The sequence below is a fragment of the Mesorhizobium sp. M0808 genome (assembly GCF_040320025.1).
GTDB lineage: Bacteria > Pseudomonadota > Alphaproteobacteria > Rhizobiales > Rhizobiaceae > Mesorhizobium.
In genome coordinates, this window is sequence record NZ_JAMYOX010000046.1 from 1 (window position 1) to 18,003 (window position 18,003).

The window sequence follows — 18,003 nt, forward strand, 5'->3', positions numbered from 1 at the left end:
GTATTTGAACGCGGCATGGCTCCGCTACAAAGGCTATTGCGGTTACCGCTTGCCTAAACCCACACCAAGAAAAGATCCGTGCACCAACGCCGTCGTTGTTGGCCGGTGGAAAGTCCTGAGATTTTCACCAGATTTTCCTTCTACCCGACGTGCTGCTTATTGAGATCATTTGGATGCAACGCTGCCAGCGAAATTGATGCGCCGACCAACGAGGCGGGATCAAATAGACTGTTTCAATAGGCTATAGGTCTGCTGAATGCGGACAGTACTGCGAGCCGTTTCTTACCAGGCCAGTCCCTGCGGCCATCAGGGGCCCCGGTCGACACCGAACAGCGTTGCGCGCCAGCGCCATAGGCTCGCGCAATGGCGCCCATGCGATTTATCTATTTGCGCGGCGCCCCCCCGCGCGGGCAACGATCCGGATATAGAGCCGCGCCGCAGGTGAACACATGCCGGCTGCGGCGACATACGGAGATTTTAGTAACATGCCGAGAGTAAAGCGGCTACCCGGCAACGATTCAACCTGCGGATGGCTAAGCCAGTTGCCCGAACGGTCGACGCGTCCGGCGTTGAACGGCACACAAAGAGCGGATTGGGTGGTGGTGGGCGGCGGCTACACGGGCATGGCCGCGACGCGGCAACTCGCGACGCTTAAACCCGGCGAGCGCATCATCCTCCTGGAGGCCAGCCGCGTCGGAGAAGGTGCAAGCGCGCGAAACTCCGGCTTCCTGGTCGATGCGGCGCTCAACGAAGGGACCGGCACAGCGTCGGACATCGAGGTCTTTCGGCAAAAATACAAGCTCGCCCTCGCCGCCATCGCCGAAGTCAAATCCCTCGTCAACAGGCACGGCATCGATTGCGACTGGGATCCGTGCGGAAAACTCTACGGCGCCCGCGACCCGCGCTACCTCGACAGGCTTGAGAAATTTACGCGCCTTCTGGGCGAACTCGGCGTCGCGAACGAGGTCCTGACCGGGACAAGGCTTCGCGATCACATCGGTACCGGCTTCTACACGACTGCCGTATGGACGAAGACGAGCGTCATGTTGCAGCCCGCCAAACTCGCGCGCGGCTTTTCCGACAATTTGCCGCCGTCGATCAAGGCTTACGAGAACACGCCTGTCATCGCATGGCAATCCAGCAATGGCGGGTATCGACTGAAGACGCCTTCCGGCGAGGTTGTGGCGCGCAACGTCATCATGGCCGTCAATGGATTTATGCCCGAAGTCGGTATTCGCCAGGACCGCAGCTTCGCTCTGCAGCTTACGGCGAGCATGACCCGCCCCCTAACGGACGACGAATACGCAGCGATCGGTGCGCCCAAGCCGTATGGTCTTCTGTCGGCCGATGCCATGGGAGCGACGATCCGGCTGACACGCGATCGGCGCATCCTCGTCCGGAACACCTGCGAGGTTCCGCGGCGCATGTCACTCGATCCCACAGCGCTTGTCCGGCGAAAGGCTGATCATGCCCGCGCCCTCACGAAGCGGTTTCCGGCACTAAGCCCACAAGTTTTCACCCATTCCTGGTCGGGCATCGTCTGCCTGAGTGCGAACGGGCATCATGTATTCGGCAAGGTAGCCGATGGACTGTTCGTTGCCGGATGCTACAATGCCAACGGGCTTGCCCTTGCCAATCTCCTGGGGCGTGAAGTTGCCAACCTCGCCGCCCGTCAGGACAGCGAATGGATACCCCTGATTGAACAGCGTAGCCGACCACAGCGCTTGCCGCCCCAGCCGCTGCTCGGCTGGGGCGCACGCCTGCGCCTCGCCCGCGACCGTTTCCTCGCACGCAGCGAAGCATGAAAAAAGGAGATCATCGATGAACGACGATATCACCCATGTCGAGCCCGGCCCACGCTACAGCCAAGCCGTTGTCCACAATGGCATCGTCTATCTCTGTGGCCAAGTCGGATCACCGAATGCTTCTATCACCGAACAGACCGAAGGAGCACTTGCCAATATCGACCGCTTGCTGGCCCTGAGTGGCTCCGACAAGTCGCGCATCCTGCAGGTGACGATCTGGCTCACCGACATGAAACACTGGGCAGAAATGACGGCAGCCTACGAGAAGTGGATTCCGCAGGGGTCCGTGCCGGCGCGCGCGAGTGTCGGCTCGGCGCTCGTCGCGAACTACGACGTGGAAATAATGCTTACGGCGGCGCAACGTCCCACCGTCTAGAGGTTCGAGCTACAATGACGACAGACATAGCCATTGCGCCCGACGGCCCTGAGGTTGAAATCTCGATGAAGACGCTTGAGCTCACTCGAGAGAACTGGGGTACACTTGGCCAGCACAATGGCGATGTTGGTCTGCTGCTGCCCCTCAGGCAACCACCGCTCCATTTCTATCGCTACCTTGTCGATAGGATTGGACGCAAGTGGCACTGGCAGGACTATCTTTGCCTGAGCGACGCGGACCTCGCGGTCCGCATCCACGGACCGCGACGCGACATGCGTGTGCTGCTGATAGAGGGTGCGCCGGCCGGCTTCTTCGATCTCGATCGTCGCGACCACGAGACTGTCGAGGTGGTCTACTTCGGCCTGATGGAGCACGTGGCCGGGCGCGGGTTTGGCAAATGGCTGCTCTCCGAGGCGATCGCGGCGGCCTTTTCCGCCGATGTGCGGTGCATTGTGCTCAAGACTTGCTCGCTCGACCATCCGGCGGCGCTGGCAATCTACCAGAAGGCCGGCTTCCGTGTCGTCGCAGATGTGCTGATGCCAATGCGGCTTCTGACGCTGGAGCAGAGGGCGGCGATCCTACTTCGCTGATCAGGCGAGCCCGTCTTCTCACCTTCTCATCGCATGCCCTTCGCCACAACCGAAAGGGCACCACCTGGGTAGCGCCATGCCACTTCGCTATGGGTCTTTGTTCAGCAGACTTCGAAGAGTGCCGCAGCACCCTGCCCGCCACCGATGCACATGCTGACGACGGCCAGCCTGGCCCCACGGCGCCGGCCTTCGATAAGCACATGTCCGGCTAGCCGCGCCCCGGTCATGCCATAGGGATGGCCGAGCGCAATGCCGCCGCCATTGACGTTGAGGCGTTCCGGCGGGATTTCCAGGCGATCGATACACACCAGCAGTTGCGCTGCGAAGGCCTCGTTAATCTCCCACAGGTCAATGTCGTCAATTGCTAGCCCATGGCGGGCAAGAAGTTTCGGGACCGCAATGATGGGGCCGATGCCCATCTCTTCAGGCGCGCAACCGGCAACCGCGATTCCGCGGAAAATTCCCAGCGGTTTCAGGTTCTCCCGCCCGGCGGTTTCGACATCCATGAGAACGAGAGCGCTTGCGCCGTCTGAGAGTTGACTGGCATTGCCGGCTGTCACATAGCGCCCATGTTCAAGTGCGGGCTTTAGGGCCGCTAATCCCTCATAGGTGCTTTCGCGCGGGCCTTCATCCCGGTCCGCAGACAACGTCCTGCAGGACATGGTGCCGTTGTCACGGTCTTTCACCAGTTGTGAGACGACGATAGGAACGATCTCCGCATCGAACCTTCCCTGCCGCTGCGCATTGCGCGCGCGCTCCTGGCTCTGCACTGCAAATTGGTCCTGACGTTCACGGGTGATGCCGTACGTTTCGGCCACCCGCTCGGCCGTCTGCGCCATCGACATATAGTAGAGTGGGTAGGATGATTCCACGACCGGATCCCGCTCGCGGTAACGGTTCATGTGCTCGTTCTGCGCAAGGCTGATCGATTCAACCCCGCCGCAGAGAACGATCCGGCTGCTGCCGGATGCGACTTGCATGGCGCCGGTCGCTATTGCCGACAGACCAGAGGCGCACTGGCGGTCGATGGTCATGGCGGCGACCGAGACCGGGAAGCCGGCCGCAAGAATGGCATGGCGCGCGACATTGACGCCGCTTGTTCCCTGGGTCACGGCGCAGCCAAGTATGACGTCGTCGACCATGCCCGGGTCAATGCCCGCCCGAATGACGGCCGCTTTCATGGCATGGCTGGCAAGCGACGGGGCCTCGGTGTTGTTGAAAAAGCCGCGATACGCCTTGCCGACTGCAGTGCGTGCCGTTGATACGATGACAATGTCCCGCATCCCTAAGCCCTTTCGATCGGTTCGAGCCCGCACCAGGCAGCGATGAAGAGCGCAATCGACTGTGTGACACGCCTTACGGAATCGAGCAGTACGCGCTCGTCGTAGCCGTGGATTCGCTCTGCGACCGGCCCGTACACCAGCGCCGGCATGCCGGCGTAGAGACCGAAGTAGCGCGCATCGGTCGTGGCGGTGATCGGCGTCCGCGCCATGGGGGATCCGTTGACGATCTGGTGCATGGCGGCCAGCAGCTCTATGGCATTCGTCGCCGCCTCGGAGCAATCGCGCCCCAGACTGTAACCCTGCGCACGGAAGCCATGGCAGATGACCTCCGGCGGGTTCTGCCGCAGATAGTCCGACCTATCCGCAGCCGACGCGATGCATTGCCGAAGCTCCCGCTCGGCCGCGTCAATATCGTCTCCGGGATAAATCGCCATGCGCACGTCGAAAGTCGACCAGGCCGGGACGCTCGATGCCCAATCTCCGCCTTCGATCCGTCCTATGTTGAGGTTCAAAGGGTGATCGACGCCTTCAAACTCCGTCGGCCGACGAGCCGCGTCGTTCCACCGCGTCTCTAGCTCTCGAAGCGCAGAAATCAGGGGCAGTGCCGCTTCGATCGCGTTTACGCCTGCGCTGGCATGGGCAATGTGCGAGGGAATGCCCTTCAAACGTACCTGGAGCCATAATACACCAATCTGGGCGATGACGAGCGCCTCTCCGAACGGCTCGGGGATGAGCGCGGCATCGGCTGTGTATCCCCTCTGTAGGCACGCGAGCGCGCCGTTGCCCGTACACTCCTCCTCCACGACGAATTGCAGGTAGCAATCGGCGGCCGGTTGAAAACCGAGCGAGGCAAGGGCTTCGAGCGCGAAAAGATTGCACGAGAGGCCGGCCTTCATGTCGCCGGCACCGCGCCCGTAAAGCCAATCCTCCTCGATATAGGGCTCGTAGGGCGGATTGCACCACATGGAAAGCGGACCGGTGGGTACCACGTCCACATGTCCGTTCAAGATGAGGCTGCGCCCCTTGCGGCTCCGGCTGATGCTTTTCCCGACCACATTGAGCGCCTGCGCATAAGGCTCGAGCACCGGCGAGAAGCCGGGAAGATCAGCAAGATCCTGCTCGTTGATCTCCCAAACGTCCGTCTCGTAACCGCGGCTGCGAAGCGCGTCCGCCAAATAGAGCTGAATCGACTGCTCGTGGCCGCGTACGGACGGAAAGCGGCAGAGTTGTTTCAGGAAATCCGTTTGCCGATCGAACGCGCTGTCCACCGCGCGCAGAACGGTCTGGCGAAAGTTCGAATCCATTAAGTCCTCAATTGAAAATTGCAAGTGGGTGGGGGATGACGAGCAGTGCCCCGGTCTTAGCCTTTACCTCTTCGACCGAAACGCCAGCAAACAATTCAACAAGTTCAAAGGCGCCCGATGACACGTCGACGACGGCCAGGTCGGTGATGATCCTGTGAACGCACCGCTGAGCAGTCAGGGGCAGCGTGCATTGCTCGACCAGCTTGGGTTTTCCGGCCTTGTCCACGTGCGTCGTCAGCACGATGACGCGTCGTGCCTTCTGGGCCAGTTCCATCGCGCCCCCTATCCCGGGCGTGAACTTTCCCGGTATCATCCAGTTGGCGAGATCGCCGTTGCTCGCAACCTCAAAGGCCCCCAACATCGTGAGATCGAGATTTCTGCCGCGGATAATCGCGAACGAGGCCGCACTATCGAAGTAAGAAGCGCCGGCCAGCGTGGTGATGTAGTTGCCGCCCGCATCGATGAGGTTCCGATCGGCTGCGGTGTATTCCGCCAGAGGGCCCATGCCGGCCACTCCATTCTCGGAATGAACGCACACCGTTATCGAGGGGCCGACATAGGCCAGCACCTTGGTAGGCAAACCTATGCCGAGATTGACCGTGGCGCCATCATTGAGTTCGAGCGCCGCACGGCGCAGCATCATTTCACGCGCGTCGGACGACATCATATGCCTCGCTGATAACTTGGAGACCGACGACGTTTTGAACGAACGGCCCGGGTGTATGAATTTCGTCGGGCGCAAGCTCGCCGAGCGCGACGATTTCCTCCGCCTCGACGACCGTTGTTCCGGCGGCCATAGCCATGAGCGGCGAAAAGTTGCGCGCCGTCGCGGCAAATCTCAAATTGCCGAAAGTATCTGCCTGCACGGCATGAATCAAAGCATAGTCCGCCTTAAGCGCAGTTTCGATCAGTGCAGTCGTGCCGTCCATATCAATCGCAGTCTTGCCATTCTGCAGCATTGTGCCAACCCCTATGTCGGTCACGATGCCCAACAAGCCGGCGCCGGCAGCGCGGATACGTTCGGCCAGAATGCCCTGAGAGTTGAACTCGACCTTCAGTCGGCCGGCATTCATCTGCTCGACCGCCCGCGCGTTCAGGCCAATATGCGACGCGATCAGTTTCTCGACGAGACCTGCCTTCAACAGAAAGTCGATGCCCATCCCGATCTCGTTTGCGTCGTTCTTGATAATCGTGAGATTCCTGGGCGCCTGACGCACCAATTCTTCCAGCAGGGTAAAAGGCGTTCCTGGCACGCCGAAACCGCCGACCATAATGGTCATCCCGTCACGTATTCCTGCAATCGCCTCTTCGATTTCCGTTAGTTTGTTACGCACCCTATTCTCCCATCCGGGTTATCTCGGCAAATGCTTCACGGTCACGAATGCCGTCCTTGGCGCAACTATGCGCCGTGAAAGACATCATGCCGGAGGGGACAGGAGCAAATAGATACCGTGAACGGAGTATATAAGTTTCGACAATGCTAGGCGGTCGACGCCCCGCGATTTATCGGGTCGTCTCGATTGAGGCGATGCTCGGCCGCGCGACAAAAAGCTCTCAAACACGCTGACCTCAGCCTGACGCAGCACCTGGATCGCTCTACGGAAGGCTATCGTGTTGTGCTCGATCCCCGAAACCATATTGGGCACATGCCGCTTTGTTCGGCCATTCAAACCGCCATCGATTTTTCTCGAGCGGCCTCAACCGCATCGCTCAGTATATGATTGGCGCGCTGGGGATCTAACCATGCCGCCTGCGCATCTGAAGAGAGAGACTGCAAAGGATCCGGATATATGAAGAACTGGTCCGGCCGGACAGATGGAGCCCGGTACACAGCAATCCCAGCCTGACTGTCATAATGCTCGAAGCTGTGGACGTCGCGCTTTCCACCGCCTCCCGGCGTGTCGACAATGAACAACGGAGTGTTATACCCAGCCGTGATCCCGCGTACGGCCTTTTCTATCTGACATGCTAGTTTTACCGAGCACCGCATGTGCTCGATTCCGTCGACAAGATCACAAGTATACACGTAGTACGGCTGGATATGTAGGTCTGAGAGTTTTTTGACGAGCTGTCTCATGACCTCGGGATCGTCATTGACACCAGCCATCAGAACCGACTGATTGCGCATCCTTATTCCCCGCTTGAAAAGAAGCTCTGCAGCCGCAATCGTGTAGTCGGTGATTTCTCCAGGATGGTTGAAGTGTGTGTGAAATGAAATCTCTACGCCCTGATTCCGGCCAGCATCGCTAATTTTGACAAGAGCATCAGTCCATTCATGATCGCTTGTGACTTTCATAGGCAGTACAGCGAGGCCTTTCGTCGCGAATCGGATGCGGCGAATTGAGGGGATGGACAGAAGGTCCATGCCGACCGCCAAAAGTCGGGAAGGTTTGAGCCGAAAGCAATCTCCCCCCGACACTACTACGTCAACGATGACGGGGGTCGCCCGAAGGTATGCCAGGATAGCATCCCATCGGCTCTGGAATGGCGACGGCCTTTTCTTCGAGACCGACGACGTGTCTAGACCCACGCTGTAACTGCGGGTGCAAAAACGACAATAGACCGGGCAGCGATCCGTTGCGAGTAAAAGTGCCTTGTCCTGATAGCGATGGACCAGTCCATCTACAGGTGAGCTTTCTCGTTCATGTAACGAATCCATTTTTAGTAACGGGTGAGATGGAAGAATTTCGCTTCCAACGGGAATGAATTGCTTGCGGATTGGGTCTTGGAGGAAGTTCGACCAGTCAATCAAGTTCAGCACATAAGGCGTGATCCGCATCGCCATCGGCGCACGCGCGAGGCCGAGCTCAATGTCTCGCATCAGACTGCCGTCGGCGTCGACCCCCATCCATTCGCGCAACTGGTCAACGCGAGTAACGGCATGACGCTCTTGCCATGCAGCGTCAGCGGACTCGTTTCTCATCTCATGCGCAATACTGCTCATTGGAACTTCGCTTGAGATGGCGGCAACAGTATAGTCGGTGAGCGTGGTCATGGAGGGTTCTCCCCATTAGGTGACGCGTTCGCGGATATCGATGCATGAACCATGCCAAAGGAGACAATCCTTTTGCAACAATGTGATAGCGCTAGTACTGCTATTCGCATGTCCGATTTTGTCGGACATGCGACAGCGAGAAATCGTTGACCAACGCGGGAATTCCCCGTCGCCTCCGGTAGGATCCTCCGCGATGGGCGGCGACGAAACGCGGCCTTCCGCTTCTTTGACAATCCGCGTGTGACCGAACATAGCGTTCTCGCCGGCCATTTTGCGGCGACCGCGGCGCGCGTTTCGGCGAGCGAAAGACCGGCAATCGTAATCCTGCAGGACACGACCGAATTTATCTACAGCCGCGCGCAGCCGGGCAAGATCGGCTTCACCAAAACCATCAACGCCGGCGCAACGAGACCGGGCAGCCCAACGTGCTGACCTTCTGCGGGGTGCTGATGGATTCGAGCCTCGTCGTCACCCTAACCGGCACACCCCTCTGTCTGACGGCGGCGAAGTTCTGGGGGGAGCATGAGGAACTATGGGGCGGTTATGCGGCGAGAGCTGTTTCGTCTAGCAGGCTGTTGAAAAAGTGGCTCGCAGCGAGGCAGTGAGCGTGATTCAGTGTCTCCGAAGAGATTCGGAGAACGAGGCATGCGCGGCGGGGATGACCGGTCTGGCGAACTGTTCAGTTATGTTGATCTCGAGGCTCGGGTGCGGCGCGATCATCCGTTGCGCCGCATTCGGGCGATTGTGAACGAGGCGCTGGCGGCGTTGGAGCGGGACTTCGCGGCGCTGTATTCGCCGATGGGGCGGCCTTCGACCCGCCGGAAAAGCTGCTGCGAGCGATGCTGCTACAGGCGTTCTATTCGATCCGCTCGGAGCGGCTGTTGATGGAGCGGCTGGAAGACGACCTTCTGTTCCGCTGGTTCGTCGGGATTGGAGTTGACGATGCGGCCTGGGACCATTCTGTGTTCTCCAAGAACCGCGACCGGCTGCTGGAGGGCGACATCGCCGCAAAGTTCCTGAGCGCGGTGCTGGTGCAGCCCAAGGTCAAGAGGCTTCTCTCGACGGATCACTTCTCGGTCGACGGAACGCTGATCGAGGCCTGGGCGTCGATGAAGAGCGTCAAACCGAAGGACGGCTCGGGCGAGCCGCCGGCTGAAGGGGGCGGGCGAAACGCGGAAGCGGACTTCCATGGCCACAAGCGCTCGAACGACACACATGCCTCGACCACCGATCCGGATGCCCGGCTCTATCGCAAGGGCAAAGGCAAGGAGGCCAAGCTGTGCTTTATGGGACATGGCTTGATGGAGAACCGCCACTGGCTGCTGGTCGACGCCTGCCTGACACTGGCCGACGGACATGCTGAGCGGGTGGCCGCACTGCACATGATCGAACCTCGCGCGGAACGGCCACAGGCGATCACGCTCGGTGCCGACAAGGCCTACGACACTGAAGACTTTGTCAATGAGCTACGCTCGATGAGGGTGACGCCGCATGTAGCGCAGAACGACACGAGCGGCCGCAGTTCCGCGATCGACGGGCGCACGACGCGGCATGGCGGCTATGCTGTCAGCCAGCGCATCAGGAAGCGCATCGAAGAGGCATTCGGTTGGATCAAGGTCGTGGCCGGCCAGCACAAGACGAGGTTCCGCGGCCGCGACCGTGTCGGATGGGCCTTCACCTTCGCAGCCGCTGCCTACAATCTGGTGCGACTGCCAAAGCTCATGGCGGAGACCGGCTGATGGCCAAGGTTCCCGGCTTCGCCAAGGCCTTTGCCGGCCGCTGGCGCATCGTCGAGATGGATGTTTGGGATAACGACTCCCTCGATCTCGTCGAGGAAGCGCATCTGACATTCAAAGGCTCGGCGGATGGCGAGATCGCCTTCGGCGCACTCAAGGGCTTCCTCGATGTCCGATATGGCACCCGCGATGGCTCAGCATGCGCGGAATTCTCGTGGGAGGGGCATGAAGAGAAAGACCCAGCCTCTGGCCGCGGCTGGGCTGTCTTTGGCACTGCAGGCCGCCTCGTCGGCCACTTCTACATCCACAACGCCGACGATTCAGGCTTCGTTTGCGAAAGAGCCTGACTTCTTCAACAGATGGGGTGATTGGGGTCTCGCCCGAGCCAAATTGAGGGCGGCTGCTCCTGTCGAGATGTGAGAACGTGGTCGATGTAGATCGCCACAAACATCAGGAGGAGCAGCCATGAAGTATTTTGCCGGACTTGACGTGTCTTTGGAAGAGACCGCGATCTGTGTCGTCGACGAGAGCGGCCGGATCGTGAAGGAAGGGCGGGCGGCGAGTGAGCCGAGGGCGCTTTATGAAGCCTTGCGGAAAATCGATCTGCCGCTGGAGCGCATCGGGCTCGAAGCCTGTTCGCTGACAGCCTGGCTTTATGACGGTATTCGCGCCGAAGGATTGCCAGCGATCTGCATCGAGACCCGGCAGGCCAACGCGGCGATGAAAACGATGCCGAACAAAACCGATCGCAACGACGCCCGCGCCTTGGCGCAGATCATGCGCACCGGCTGGTATCGGCAGGTGCATGTGAAGAGCCAGCAGTGTCGGCTCTGGCGATCCCTCCTCGTTGCGCGACGCACGGTCCTCAATGAAATGCGGACGATCGAAAATGTCGTCAGGGCGATTCTGCGGGAGGCCGGCATCAAGCTCGGCACTCCAGGCCGCGCAGCTTTCGCCCATCGCGTGCGCGAACTGATTGGCGCAGATACGGTCATCATGGCGCTTGTCGAGCCGCTTCTGGCGATCGTGGCAACGATGTTGCGCGAGTTCGGGCGACTGACAAAGCAGGTCTTCAATATCGCCCGCAAGGAGCAAGTCTGCCGGCGCCTCATGTCCGTGCCCGGTGTGGGACCCATCACCGCGCTCGCCTTTCGTGCCACGGTCGATCAGCCGGACCGCTTTCGCCGATCGAGGGATGTCGGAGCGCATTTGGGTCTGACCCCGGCACGCTATCAATCTGGCGAGACGGACATTCAGGGCAAGGTAAGCCGATGCGGTGACGAGCTCGCCCGCACGGCCCTCTATGAGGCGGCTCATTCACTGCTTGTGCTCAGCAAGAAATGGTCGAGCCTCAGAGCGTGGGGTATGAACGTCGCCAAGCGGCGCGGTATGGCCCGAGCCCGAGTTGCTGTTGCTCGCAAGCTCGCTGTCATCCTGCATCGCATGTGGAGCGATGCGACAGAATTCCGCTTCGGCAAGGCACCCGGCCCCGTACCGGCATGAAATACGGGATAACGGACCAACGAAGGAGGAGTTGATTCCGCCCGAAGGGGCGTGATCCGGATCGTTCCCGTGGGGACGACGGGCAAGGCGATCTCGTTAGCAGGCACGATCCTGGGACGAACTCTCCCAAGGTCGTTCAACAGATTGAGACGCCTCGCTCTACTGACCCCATCATGCGGCGGCTTAACGTCGACCGCGAAGAGAAGCGAGTGACCCGCGGGGCGACATGGTCCGGAAAAATATCAGGAGGAGCTTGACCTCAACGACCCCAATCAGAGAAGCCTGCTAGTTCGCGATTGTCGTTCGCCATGCCGGGATACGATTGCTGGAAGGTCGAGCGCAGGGAGCCGTGGAGGTCTGCGTCCGGGTTTGCAGCAGAAGATGCGCGCCGATCCTGCTCCACCGCATCTGCTCCTCCAATGAAAGAATTCAAGGGGTTTGCTCGCTTTTCACCCGAGGGGTTTCCTCGGACTGGGTTGTGTTTTGACCGGCCTGTCCGCCGATCAGCTAAATCTCTCCTGTGCGCAGGACAGGTTTTCCTGCCCTTCGGCTCTGAACCATTCTCCAATTCGTGACCCTGTGCCGTTCGGGCTTCGGTCTGGCGCAATCGCAACAATCCTGATCCGGGAAGGGATCGACTAACCTGCAAAGCACGGCGGTCATCAAACGCGCCCGCCCGGGCCGACCTGTCAGCGCCGCGGGAACGGCGGAGGGTCGAGGAGGAAGCAGGGTCGAGGAGGAACTTGACCTTCATCAACCATGCTTATGACGCCGGCGGAACGACAGGTCTGTTGCTCCGGACCCTGTTCGGGCTGCATACCGATCCGCCGGGAACTGGCGCAGATGCTCCGGCTTCATATCGGCGTCCGCCATGCCGGCCCGCTCTTCCAGAGCCGGGAGCGGGGTGCCGGCACCATGCCCTATACCTACAGCCGCCAGCGCATCGGCCAGATCGTTCGCCAGATTTCACGGAAGGCCAGGATCACCAAGCTGGTCTATCCGCACCTTCTGCACTACACCATGGCGACGAAACTGTGGTGGCTCGTCATGGACATCACCGATGTGCAGCGTTCCTTGGCCACGAGAATATCGAGACGAGGCGGCATTACGCCGGAAACCACGGCTGCGACCCTGCGCCGGAAGTTCGATCAGATCACGGACCCGGCTGCGCAGGCCTTGCTTTCGGGCATCCGGCACACTCGCGGTGATGATGCCGCCCCCTCCTGGCGGCCAATCTTCTTTCAAAAGATCAGGTCCCCAGGTCCGTCACACCTGCTGGTGCATGAGGATCAGATGTTCGCTCTGCCGCAGGCGATCATGCACTTTCCGGCACTCGAACGACTGACAATATTTAAACAAACGTAAAAAACAATAACAAAACTTTTACTTTTAACGAAAGCGGCTAGATGCGACAATGTACAAATCAGAAGAGCAGATCGGTATAAATCGAAGGAAATCCAAAAATGGAGAATCATCATGGACTATGAGACGACTCCACATTCTATACCGGAACTCGAATCATACTTCAGTGAAGATTACTTGTATTTTGCCGATTTGGTCAATCCGCCGGAGAGAAGCGACCGGGAAGTAGAAGCAATTTGGAAGCTTCTTTCACTTGGACACGGCAACTCTGTTCTTGAACTCGGATGCGGTTATGGGCGGATTACCAACCGGTTGGCGGAAAAAGGAGCGCGGGTAACCGGATTGGATATCTCGCCGAGCTTGCTGAAAAAAGCCGAAGCGGATGCGGCTGAACGCCGGGTAGATGTTGAGTATACTCGTGGGGATATGCGCTCACTCCCCTGGCGAGATCGGTTTGACGCGGCCTTTCTGTGGTACACGACGTTTGGCTATTTCGATGAAGCTGATAATGAGAGAGTCCTTCATGAAGCCGCCGCTTCACTTCGAAAGGGCGGGCGCCTGCTAATCGATCAGATCAATCGCTTCTCTTTGCTGCGCGAGCAGTCGCCTACCTACGAGATCGTGCAGCGCGACAATGATCTAAGAATCGATATAATCAACAACGACGCGCTGACCGATCGTCGAAACTCCGAAAGGATCGTCATCCGCGGTGGTTGCGTGAGACGCATGCGTCTTTCTATCAGACAATATGGGTTTTCCGAATGCGTTCGCATGTTGCGAAGTGCGGGGTTCGATTCTGTTGAAGCATACGGGCAGGAAGGCGAAGAGTTTACATCCTATGGCCCGCGCCTCGTCGTCGTCGCGTACAAGTAAATGGGCGGTCGGGGCGATTGCGTATTGTCTACAGGCTTGATCGCGGACGGGTAGAGCGAATCTGCGGGTCGCTTGAAGAATATCAGACGTCATGTCCCGGATCGGAGATCGGTGGCCCGCCCTTTCGTGCGATTAAAGACGAGGGTCGCTTTATCAACAGCTTGAAGTCAAGCGCTTGTCGATGCCGACCTCCTTCCGGAGGTGGCACCAATTCGTTTGCTGCCCTCGATCGTGATTGTCCATTCTGCCGCCATCACATCGTTGCAAAGTGATGCTGATGGACTGCTCGTGGCTAACAATTCGACCCTAGGCGCGGCCGCTCAGCCGTTGTAGACGCGCCCTTCGAGCGGCGTTTCAGCGAGCAAAGCCTGAAGGCCCGACAGCAGCGCCTTTTCAGCGCGGTTCATTGCCTTGTCCGGATTGACCAGCAGGAAGATGTCGACGGCTGGAGGTGTGTCGTAAGGTGGCAGGCGCCAAAGGATTCCGTCGGCGACGTCGCGACGTGCGACATGCAGTGGCAGCGGACCTATGCCGAAACCCGCGACGATCATGCGGCGAACCTCCTCAAGGCTGGACGACACCCCGATCACATTGGTATCGAGCTTCGCCTCGCTGCGTAGCAGCGCGACCGGCCGTAACGCATCGAAGATGTGGTCGGTCTGGAAAGACACCAAAGATTCGCCCTTGAGATCGTCCAGGGTCAGGCCGTTGCGCCCGTGCAGCCTGTGGCGCGGACCACAGAAGATGCCGAAGAATTCCCGGTAGACCATCTCGTAGTCGAGCGCGGGGTCGCGCCGGCCGACAAGGCAGATGCCAAAAGACGCCCGCCGCTCCCTTACCTGCTTGGTCACCTCGGCGCTCGCCGCCACGGAGATGGTCAGGCTCGCTCGAGGGTAGCTTGCGTGGAACTGAGCCAGCGCCCGATCGAAAAGCGGGCAAATAACGTCGCTTGCCACCGCGATCGTGGCATGGCCGGTAACATCGCCGCTAACGCCGTGCATCAGCAGTGAAAGTTGGGAAATTGTCCCGAACACCTCGATGCCCTGCTCGTAGACCAGCTATCCGACTTCGGTGAGTTCGAAACGATTCGCGTCGCGCTCGACTAGACGCCGGCCAACCTGGACCTCCAGCCGTCTCAGCGCATTGCTGACGCTCGGCTGCTTAAGGTTCAGCCGCTCGGGTGATGCTCTTGACTTCCGCGATGACAACGAAGGTTCGCAAAAGATTCCAGTCCAAGTCCCAGACGAGACCCTCAGGCCGAGGTAGCATTCTCCGAACCTATCAATTCTATTTCCATTGTCTATTTGCGCAATGCTGCTGAGAATGCCACACTGCGCGATCTTCCCGACGTCGAGGCGCTTGAGGATGCGGGGCTGCTGTCGAAGGAGAAGCTGCTGGCGGGGGTCTGCTCGACCCGTTTCTTGATGAAGGTTCTGCGCCGCAGGACTCCGGTGTCCAGTTTGTCTGGATCGGGAAAGCGCGGAGTCTTGTGCTTGGGATGCGCGCAACGCTGTCCTGAAATTTAAGATTGCGTCGAGCCCGAACTCCAGCAGGAATTCTTTTGTGGTGACATAGGTGTACGGCGCGCCCGGGGTCGGGCTGCGCGGGCCCGAAGCGATCAGGCCGGCACCGCGCAGATGACCAATAAAATCGCGACTGATCTCCTTGCCGAAGAAAGACGACAACTCGGCGCGGGTGATCGGCTGGAAGTAGCCGATGCACATCAGCACCAAAACCTCCGACTGCGTAAGGTCGGCCGTCTTCCCACTTCCACCGACAGCGGCGCGGATGGCATCGGCATAGGCCGGCCGGGTCAGGTGCCGAAAACCGCCGGCGACGGCGACCAGGTCATAGGGCCGGCCGCGCAGCTCCTCGCGGATGTCGTCAATCAGGAGGTCGATGCTGCAACTCCTGCCGACGACCCGGGCAAGCACCTCACGTGTAACCGGTTCGCTGGCGGCGAAGATCGTTGCCTCGACGCGCTGCATCCATTCGCGCCAACGCGCTTGCGGCGGCAGATGATCGAGCTCCCGATCAAACAAATGGTCATTTGGCCGGCCGTCCCTTCTCTTACGTACACTCTCCGCCATGATCGTCACAGCCCGTAGATGCGGAACGCGGGGCGGCCGGAAAGCTCGCGCACGGCGCCGAGTTCGACCAGACGGTCGAACAGCCGGCGCAGCCCACGGTCGCTCCATGCCTGCGATCTTTTCCGAGGCGACGATCGCGTCGTCGGAGAGCAGCTTTTCCACGACGACGTCCGCCGCCTTGGCCCTGAGTTTCGGCGCAACGGCAAGCAGGCGGTCCGCGCGGCGCTCGAGCTCGGCGGAAAGATCGATGGCGCGCAACGCAGCGCACGCCTGCGCGGCGGCAGACTTTTGGCACGTTCAGGATTTGTCTCAATGCCTGTCGCCGCAGAGCCGGCTGCCGATCGGCGCGGGCGCGCGCTTGCGCCCAAGGCCGCTTCAGCGCCCAGCAGCGGCACCGCGTGTGCCCAGCCCAGCCGCTGCGCCAGCAGGGCGTCGGCGAGCCAGCATCCGAAGGCTCGTGCGAAACCATATCTTTCGGCCGCCGTGAACGCGCCGGTCAGCATGCCGACCATTCCGATACCTGCGGAAAGCTGTCGAAGATTGTCCGCCAGCTCGCTGACCACCTCGTCGTCGCGGCGGAGACCAAGGTCATCCAGCACCGCGCCGATGCTCGCCCCGGTCAGCAGTTTCTCGGCAGGCGTGCCGGCCAGCCGGCGCCAAGCCAGCAGCTTCGATCCGGCGGGGCCGACGGACAGAAAATCGCCCGGCCGTGTGAGCAGAACGGCGTCGCGCAGCGCGCCTTCATCCTCGACGCGGCCGACCTGCTTCGCCGTTGCCACGGCTCGAAAGCGCCAGGCGCTGCCGCCAGGCGCCGGCCCACCGCTCCTGCCGGCGGACCACCGCGTCGAGCGCGCCGATGGCGGCGCCGGCAGCGAGCGCGACGTCCTCAATGTCTTGTCCGGCAAGGCTTTGCGCATCCGGGACGGCCCGGCGCAGCCAAGCCGGCACCGTTGCCATCGGCGCGGTCGAAGGGGCACCGGCAAGCGGCGCGTGGTGGCGTGGAAAAGGTTTGGGCCGCTGAATCATCGGCCGCTGAATCATCGAAAGCACGATGAATCATGGCGGCGCTTTTGGCAATCGAATTGCACAGAAACCGCCGTACCTGTCGACAACACATAACGAACGATAATGCATTATCGCTCGTTATCGGATCTAGAGTGCAGAAATGGCCGCTATCGGTCATCCTAGATCGCTGGAAGAGACCGTTTTTCCGCGGCTTCAGGCGTCATTCTCCCCTTATTCAGTGGATTCTCACCCTGGGTGGACAGATCAGCCAGGATCGGCGGATTTGGAGCGGTTTTCGTGAGACTGCGCGCGAAGTCAGTTCCGCCTGTTGGCTGCTAACCATTTGAATTCCTTGCTTTCGCCGGCTGACGTGGTGCGCAAAAGGCGCCCCTTGTCACGTAGTCTCACTATTTCCGACTCGGAATCACGTAGTCTCATCAAATCCGCTCCGCCCGCCGGGTGAAACAGGACCAAATCGGGGCGTTTCCTGTGCACCGGTGCAGGTCCGTCAGGGTGCCGGGCTCGAAACGACCAGTTTTGTCCCTCTTCGGCCAAACCGGCCTCATGGGCTCGATTTGGCCCCTTTCGAGTCCTGGGACACGTCCGAGGCCTTGATCGCGCTCTACGGGGGCTGCAAATGGGTCGATAATACACGTCACCAAAGGAGCGGTTGAACGCAGCCGTCGATATTGTACAAACGGCCGCGAAAACACGCCTCCGCACAAAGCTGGTTGCCGATCGTGCGACGGCTGCGCCCCCAGCATAATTGGGACGATGTCGTCCGGGTTTTGAATCACAAGGGGCAAAGCTGGACGGTGGAACGGCTTCGCCGATCGGTGTACCGTCTGGTGCGGGAAGGCCTCGCGAAGCCTGAACTTGTCCAGCGCGCGCCGCGACGACAGCCGGAGGATCGATTGATGACACTCGTCGCCGGCATTGCCATTGCCGATCCGGACCTCAGTCTGCGGGCGATCGCGGCACAACTCGAGGCGATGCGAGCGGACGCCGCGCGGCGGCTGGCAATGGGCGGCCTCGTCGGTCAAGCATCTGCTCGATCGCGCCAGGCGCCGCGAAAGTCCGC

15 protein-coding genes and 5 pseudogenes are annotated in these 18,003 nt (G+C 60.2%); 11 read left to right on the forward strand and 9 right to left on the reverse strand.

Going from position 1 to position 18,003, the window contains the following annotated elements; genetic code table 11:
• Positions 1 to 485 precede the first annotated feature (485 nt).
• The 3 genes from NKI25_RS31155 to NKI25_RS31165 are packed head-to-tail and all read left to right on the forward strand — an operon-like array spanning position 486 to position 2,771.
• Complete coding sequence (locus NKI25_RS31155; protein ID WP_353000281.1) at positions 486 to 1,805, forward strand: NAD(P)/FAD-dependent oxidoreductase; 1,320 nt, start codon at positions 486 to 488, stop codon at positions 1,803 to 1,805.
• A 16-nt stretch (positions 1,806 to 1,821) separates the two neighbouring features.
• Complete coding sequence (locus NKI25_RS31160; protein WP_353000283.1) at positions 1,822 to 2,181, forward strand: RidA family protein; 360 nt, start codon at positions 1,822 to 1,824, stop codon at positions 2,179 to 2,181.
• 14 nt (positions 2,182 to 2,195) lie between these two features.
• Positions 2,196 to 2,771: a GNAT family N-acetyltransferase gene (locus NKI25_RS31165; RefSeq protein ID WP_353000285.1), complete on the forward strand. Its 576-nt coding sequence runs from the start codon at positions 2,196 to 2,198 to the stop codon at positions 2,769 to 2,771.
• A gap of 101 nt (positions 2,772 to 2,872) precedes the next feature.
• On the opposite strand, the gene NKI25_RS31170 is transcribed toward NKI25_RS31165, so the two are convergent.
• The 5 genes from NKI25_RS31170 to NKI25_RS31190 all read right to left on the reverse strand — a co-directional run bounded on the left by NKI25_RS31170 (position 2,873) and on the right by NKI25_RS31190 (position 8,353).
• Complete coding sequence (locus tag NKI25_RS31170) at positions 2,873 to 4,054, reverse strand: thiolase family protein (RefSeq protein WP_353000287.1); 1,182 nt, start codon at positions 4,052 to 4,054, stop codon at positions 2,873 to 2,875.
• A 2-nt stretch (positions 4,055 to 4,056) separates the two neighbouring features.
• Entirely contained in the window at positions 4,057 to 5,358 is a 1,302-nt protein-coding gene (locus tag NKI25_RS31175; RefSeq protein ID WP_353000289.1) for an ArgE/DapE family deacylase, read from the reverse strand.
• 7 nt (positions 5,359 to 5,365) lie between these two features.
• Positions 5,366 to 6,025: a 3-oxoacid CoA-transferase subunit B gene (locus NKI25_RS31180; protein ID WP_353000291.1), complete on the reverse strand. Its 660-nt coding sequence runs from the start codon at positions 6,023 to 6,025 to the stop codon at positions 5,366 to 5,368.
• Complete coding sequence (locus NKI25_RS31185; protein ID WP_353000293.1) at positions 6,003 to 6,692, reverse strand: CoA transferase subunit A; 690 nt, start codon at positions 6,690 to 6,692, stop codon at positions 6,003 to 6,005. The genes NKI25_RS31180 and NKI25_RS31185 overlap by 23 nt, the downstream gene beginning before the upstream one ends.
• Before the next feature lie 332 nt (positions 6,693 to 7,024).
• The gene (locus NKI25_RS31190) at positions 7,025 to 8,353 is read right to left on the reverse strand and encodes a KamA family radical SAM protein (protein ID WP_353000294.1); all 1,329 of its coding nucleotides are present in this window, start codon (positions 8,351 to 8,353) and stop codon (positions 7,025 to 7,027) included.
• Between the two features lie 240 nt (positions 8,354 to 8,593).
• Between NKI25_RS31190 and NKI25_RS31195 the strand changes: the two genes are divergently transcribed.
• The 6 genes and pseudogenes from NKI25_RS31195 (at position 8,594) to NKI25_RS31220 (ending at position 13,827) form a co-directional block, all read left to right on the forward strand.
• On the forward strand, positions 8,594 to 8,785 hold the full coding sequence (locus tag NKI25_RS31195; RefSeq protein ID WP_353000296.1) for a hypothetical protein: 192 nt from the start codon (positions 8,594 to 8,596) through the stop codon (positions 8,783 to 8,785).
• Positions 8,786 to 8,998: 213 nt separating this feature from the next.
• Positions 8,999 to 10,092, forward strand: a pseudogene (locus NKI25_RS31200) (IS5 family transposase).
• Positions 10,092 to 10,436 carry a hypothetical protein gene (locus NKI25_RS31205; RefSeq protein WP_353000298.1) on the forward strand — a complete coding sequence of 115 codons (345 nt, stop codon included), beginning with the start codon at positions 10,092 to 10,094 and terminating at the stop codon, positions 10,434 to 10,436. The pseudogene NKI25_RS31200 and the gene NKI25_RS31205 overlap by 1 nt, the downstream one beginning before the upstream one ends.
• Positions 10,437 to 10,554: 118 nt before the next feature.
• Positions 10,555 to 11,592, forward strand: coding sequence for an IS110 family RNA-guided transposase (locus NKI25_RS31210; protein WP_353000300.1), 1,038 nt, complete (start codon positions 10,555 to 10,557; stop codon positions 11,590 to 11,592).
• Positions 11,593 to 12,507: 915 nt separating this feature from the next.
• Positions 12,508 to 12,957, forward strand: a complete 450-nt coding sequence (locus NKI25_RS31215; protein ID WP_353000302.1) for a hypothetical protein — start codon at positions 12,508 to 12,510, stop codon at positions 12,955 to 12,957.
• A gap of 111 nt (positions 12,958 to 13,068) precedes the next feature.
• Positions 13,069 to 13,827 (forward strand): class I SAM-dependent methyltransferase, encoded by a 759-nt coding sequence (locus NKI25_RS31220; protein WP_353000304.1) that lies wholly within the window; start codon positions 13,069 to 13,071, stop codon positions 13,825 to 13,827.
• 320 nt (positions 13,828 to 14,147) lie between these two features.
• Here the strand turns inward: NKI25_RS31220 and NKI25_RS31225 are convergent, their stop codons facing one another.
• Both NKI25_RS31225 and NKI25_RS31230 read right to left on the reverse strand, forming a co-directional pair.
• Positions 14,148 to 14,861, reverse strand: a complete 714-nt coding sequence (locus tag NKI25_RS31225; RefSeq protein ID WP_353000306.1) for a substrate-binding domain-containing protein — start codon at positions 14,859 to 14,861, stop codon at positions 14,148 to 14,150.
• A 24-nt stretch (positions 14,862 to 14,885) separates the two neighbouring features.
• Positions 14,886 to 15,035: a helix-turn-helix domain-containing protein gene (locus NKI25_RS31230; protein ID WP_353000331.1), complete on the reverse strand. Its 150-nt coding sequence runs from the start codon at positions 15,033 to 15,035 to the stop codon at positions 14,886 to 14,888.
• Positions 15,036 to 15,155: 120 nt separating this feature from the next.
• Here NKI25_RS31230 and NKI25_RS31235 point away from each other — a divergent pair.
• Positions 15,156 to 15,353, forward strand: a pseudogene (locus tag NKI25_RS31235) (hypothetical protein); the annotation flags it as partial.
• Here NKI25_RS31235 and scpB read toward each other — a convergent pair.
• Positions 15,354 to 15,917, reverse strand: a pseudogene (gene scpB, locus NKI25_RS31240) (SMC-Scp complex subunit ScpB); the annotation flags it as partial.
• A gap of 5 nt (positions 15,918 to 15,922) precedes the next feature.
• A pseudogene (locus NKI25_RS36590) lies at positions 15,923 to 16,943 on the reverse strand (DUF1403 family protein).
• A gap of 692 nt (positions 16,944 to 17,635) precedes the next feature.
• Between NKI25_RS36590 and NKI25_RS31255 the strand changes: the two are divergent.
• Positions 17,636 to 17,990: pseudogene (locus NKI25_RS31255) on the forward strand (recombinase family protein); the annotation flags it as partial.
• Between the last annotated feature and the right edge of the window lie 13 nt (positions 17,991 to 18,003).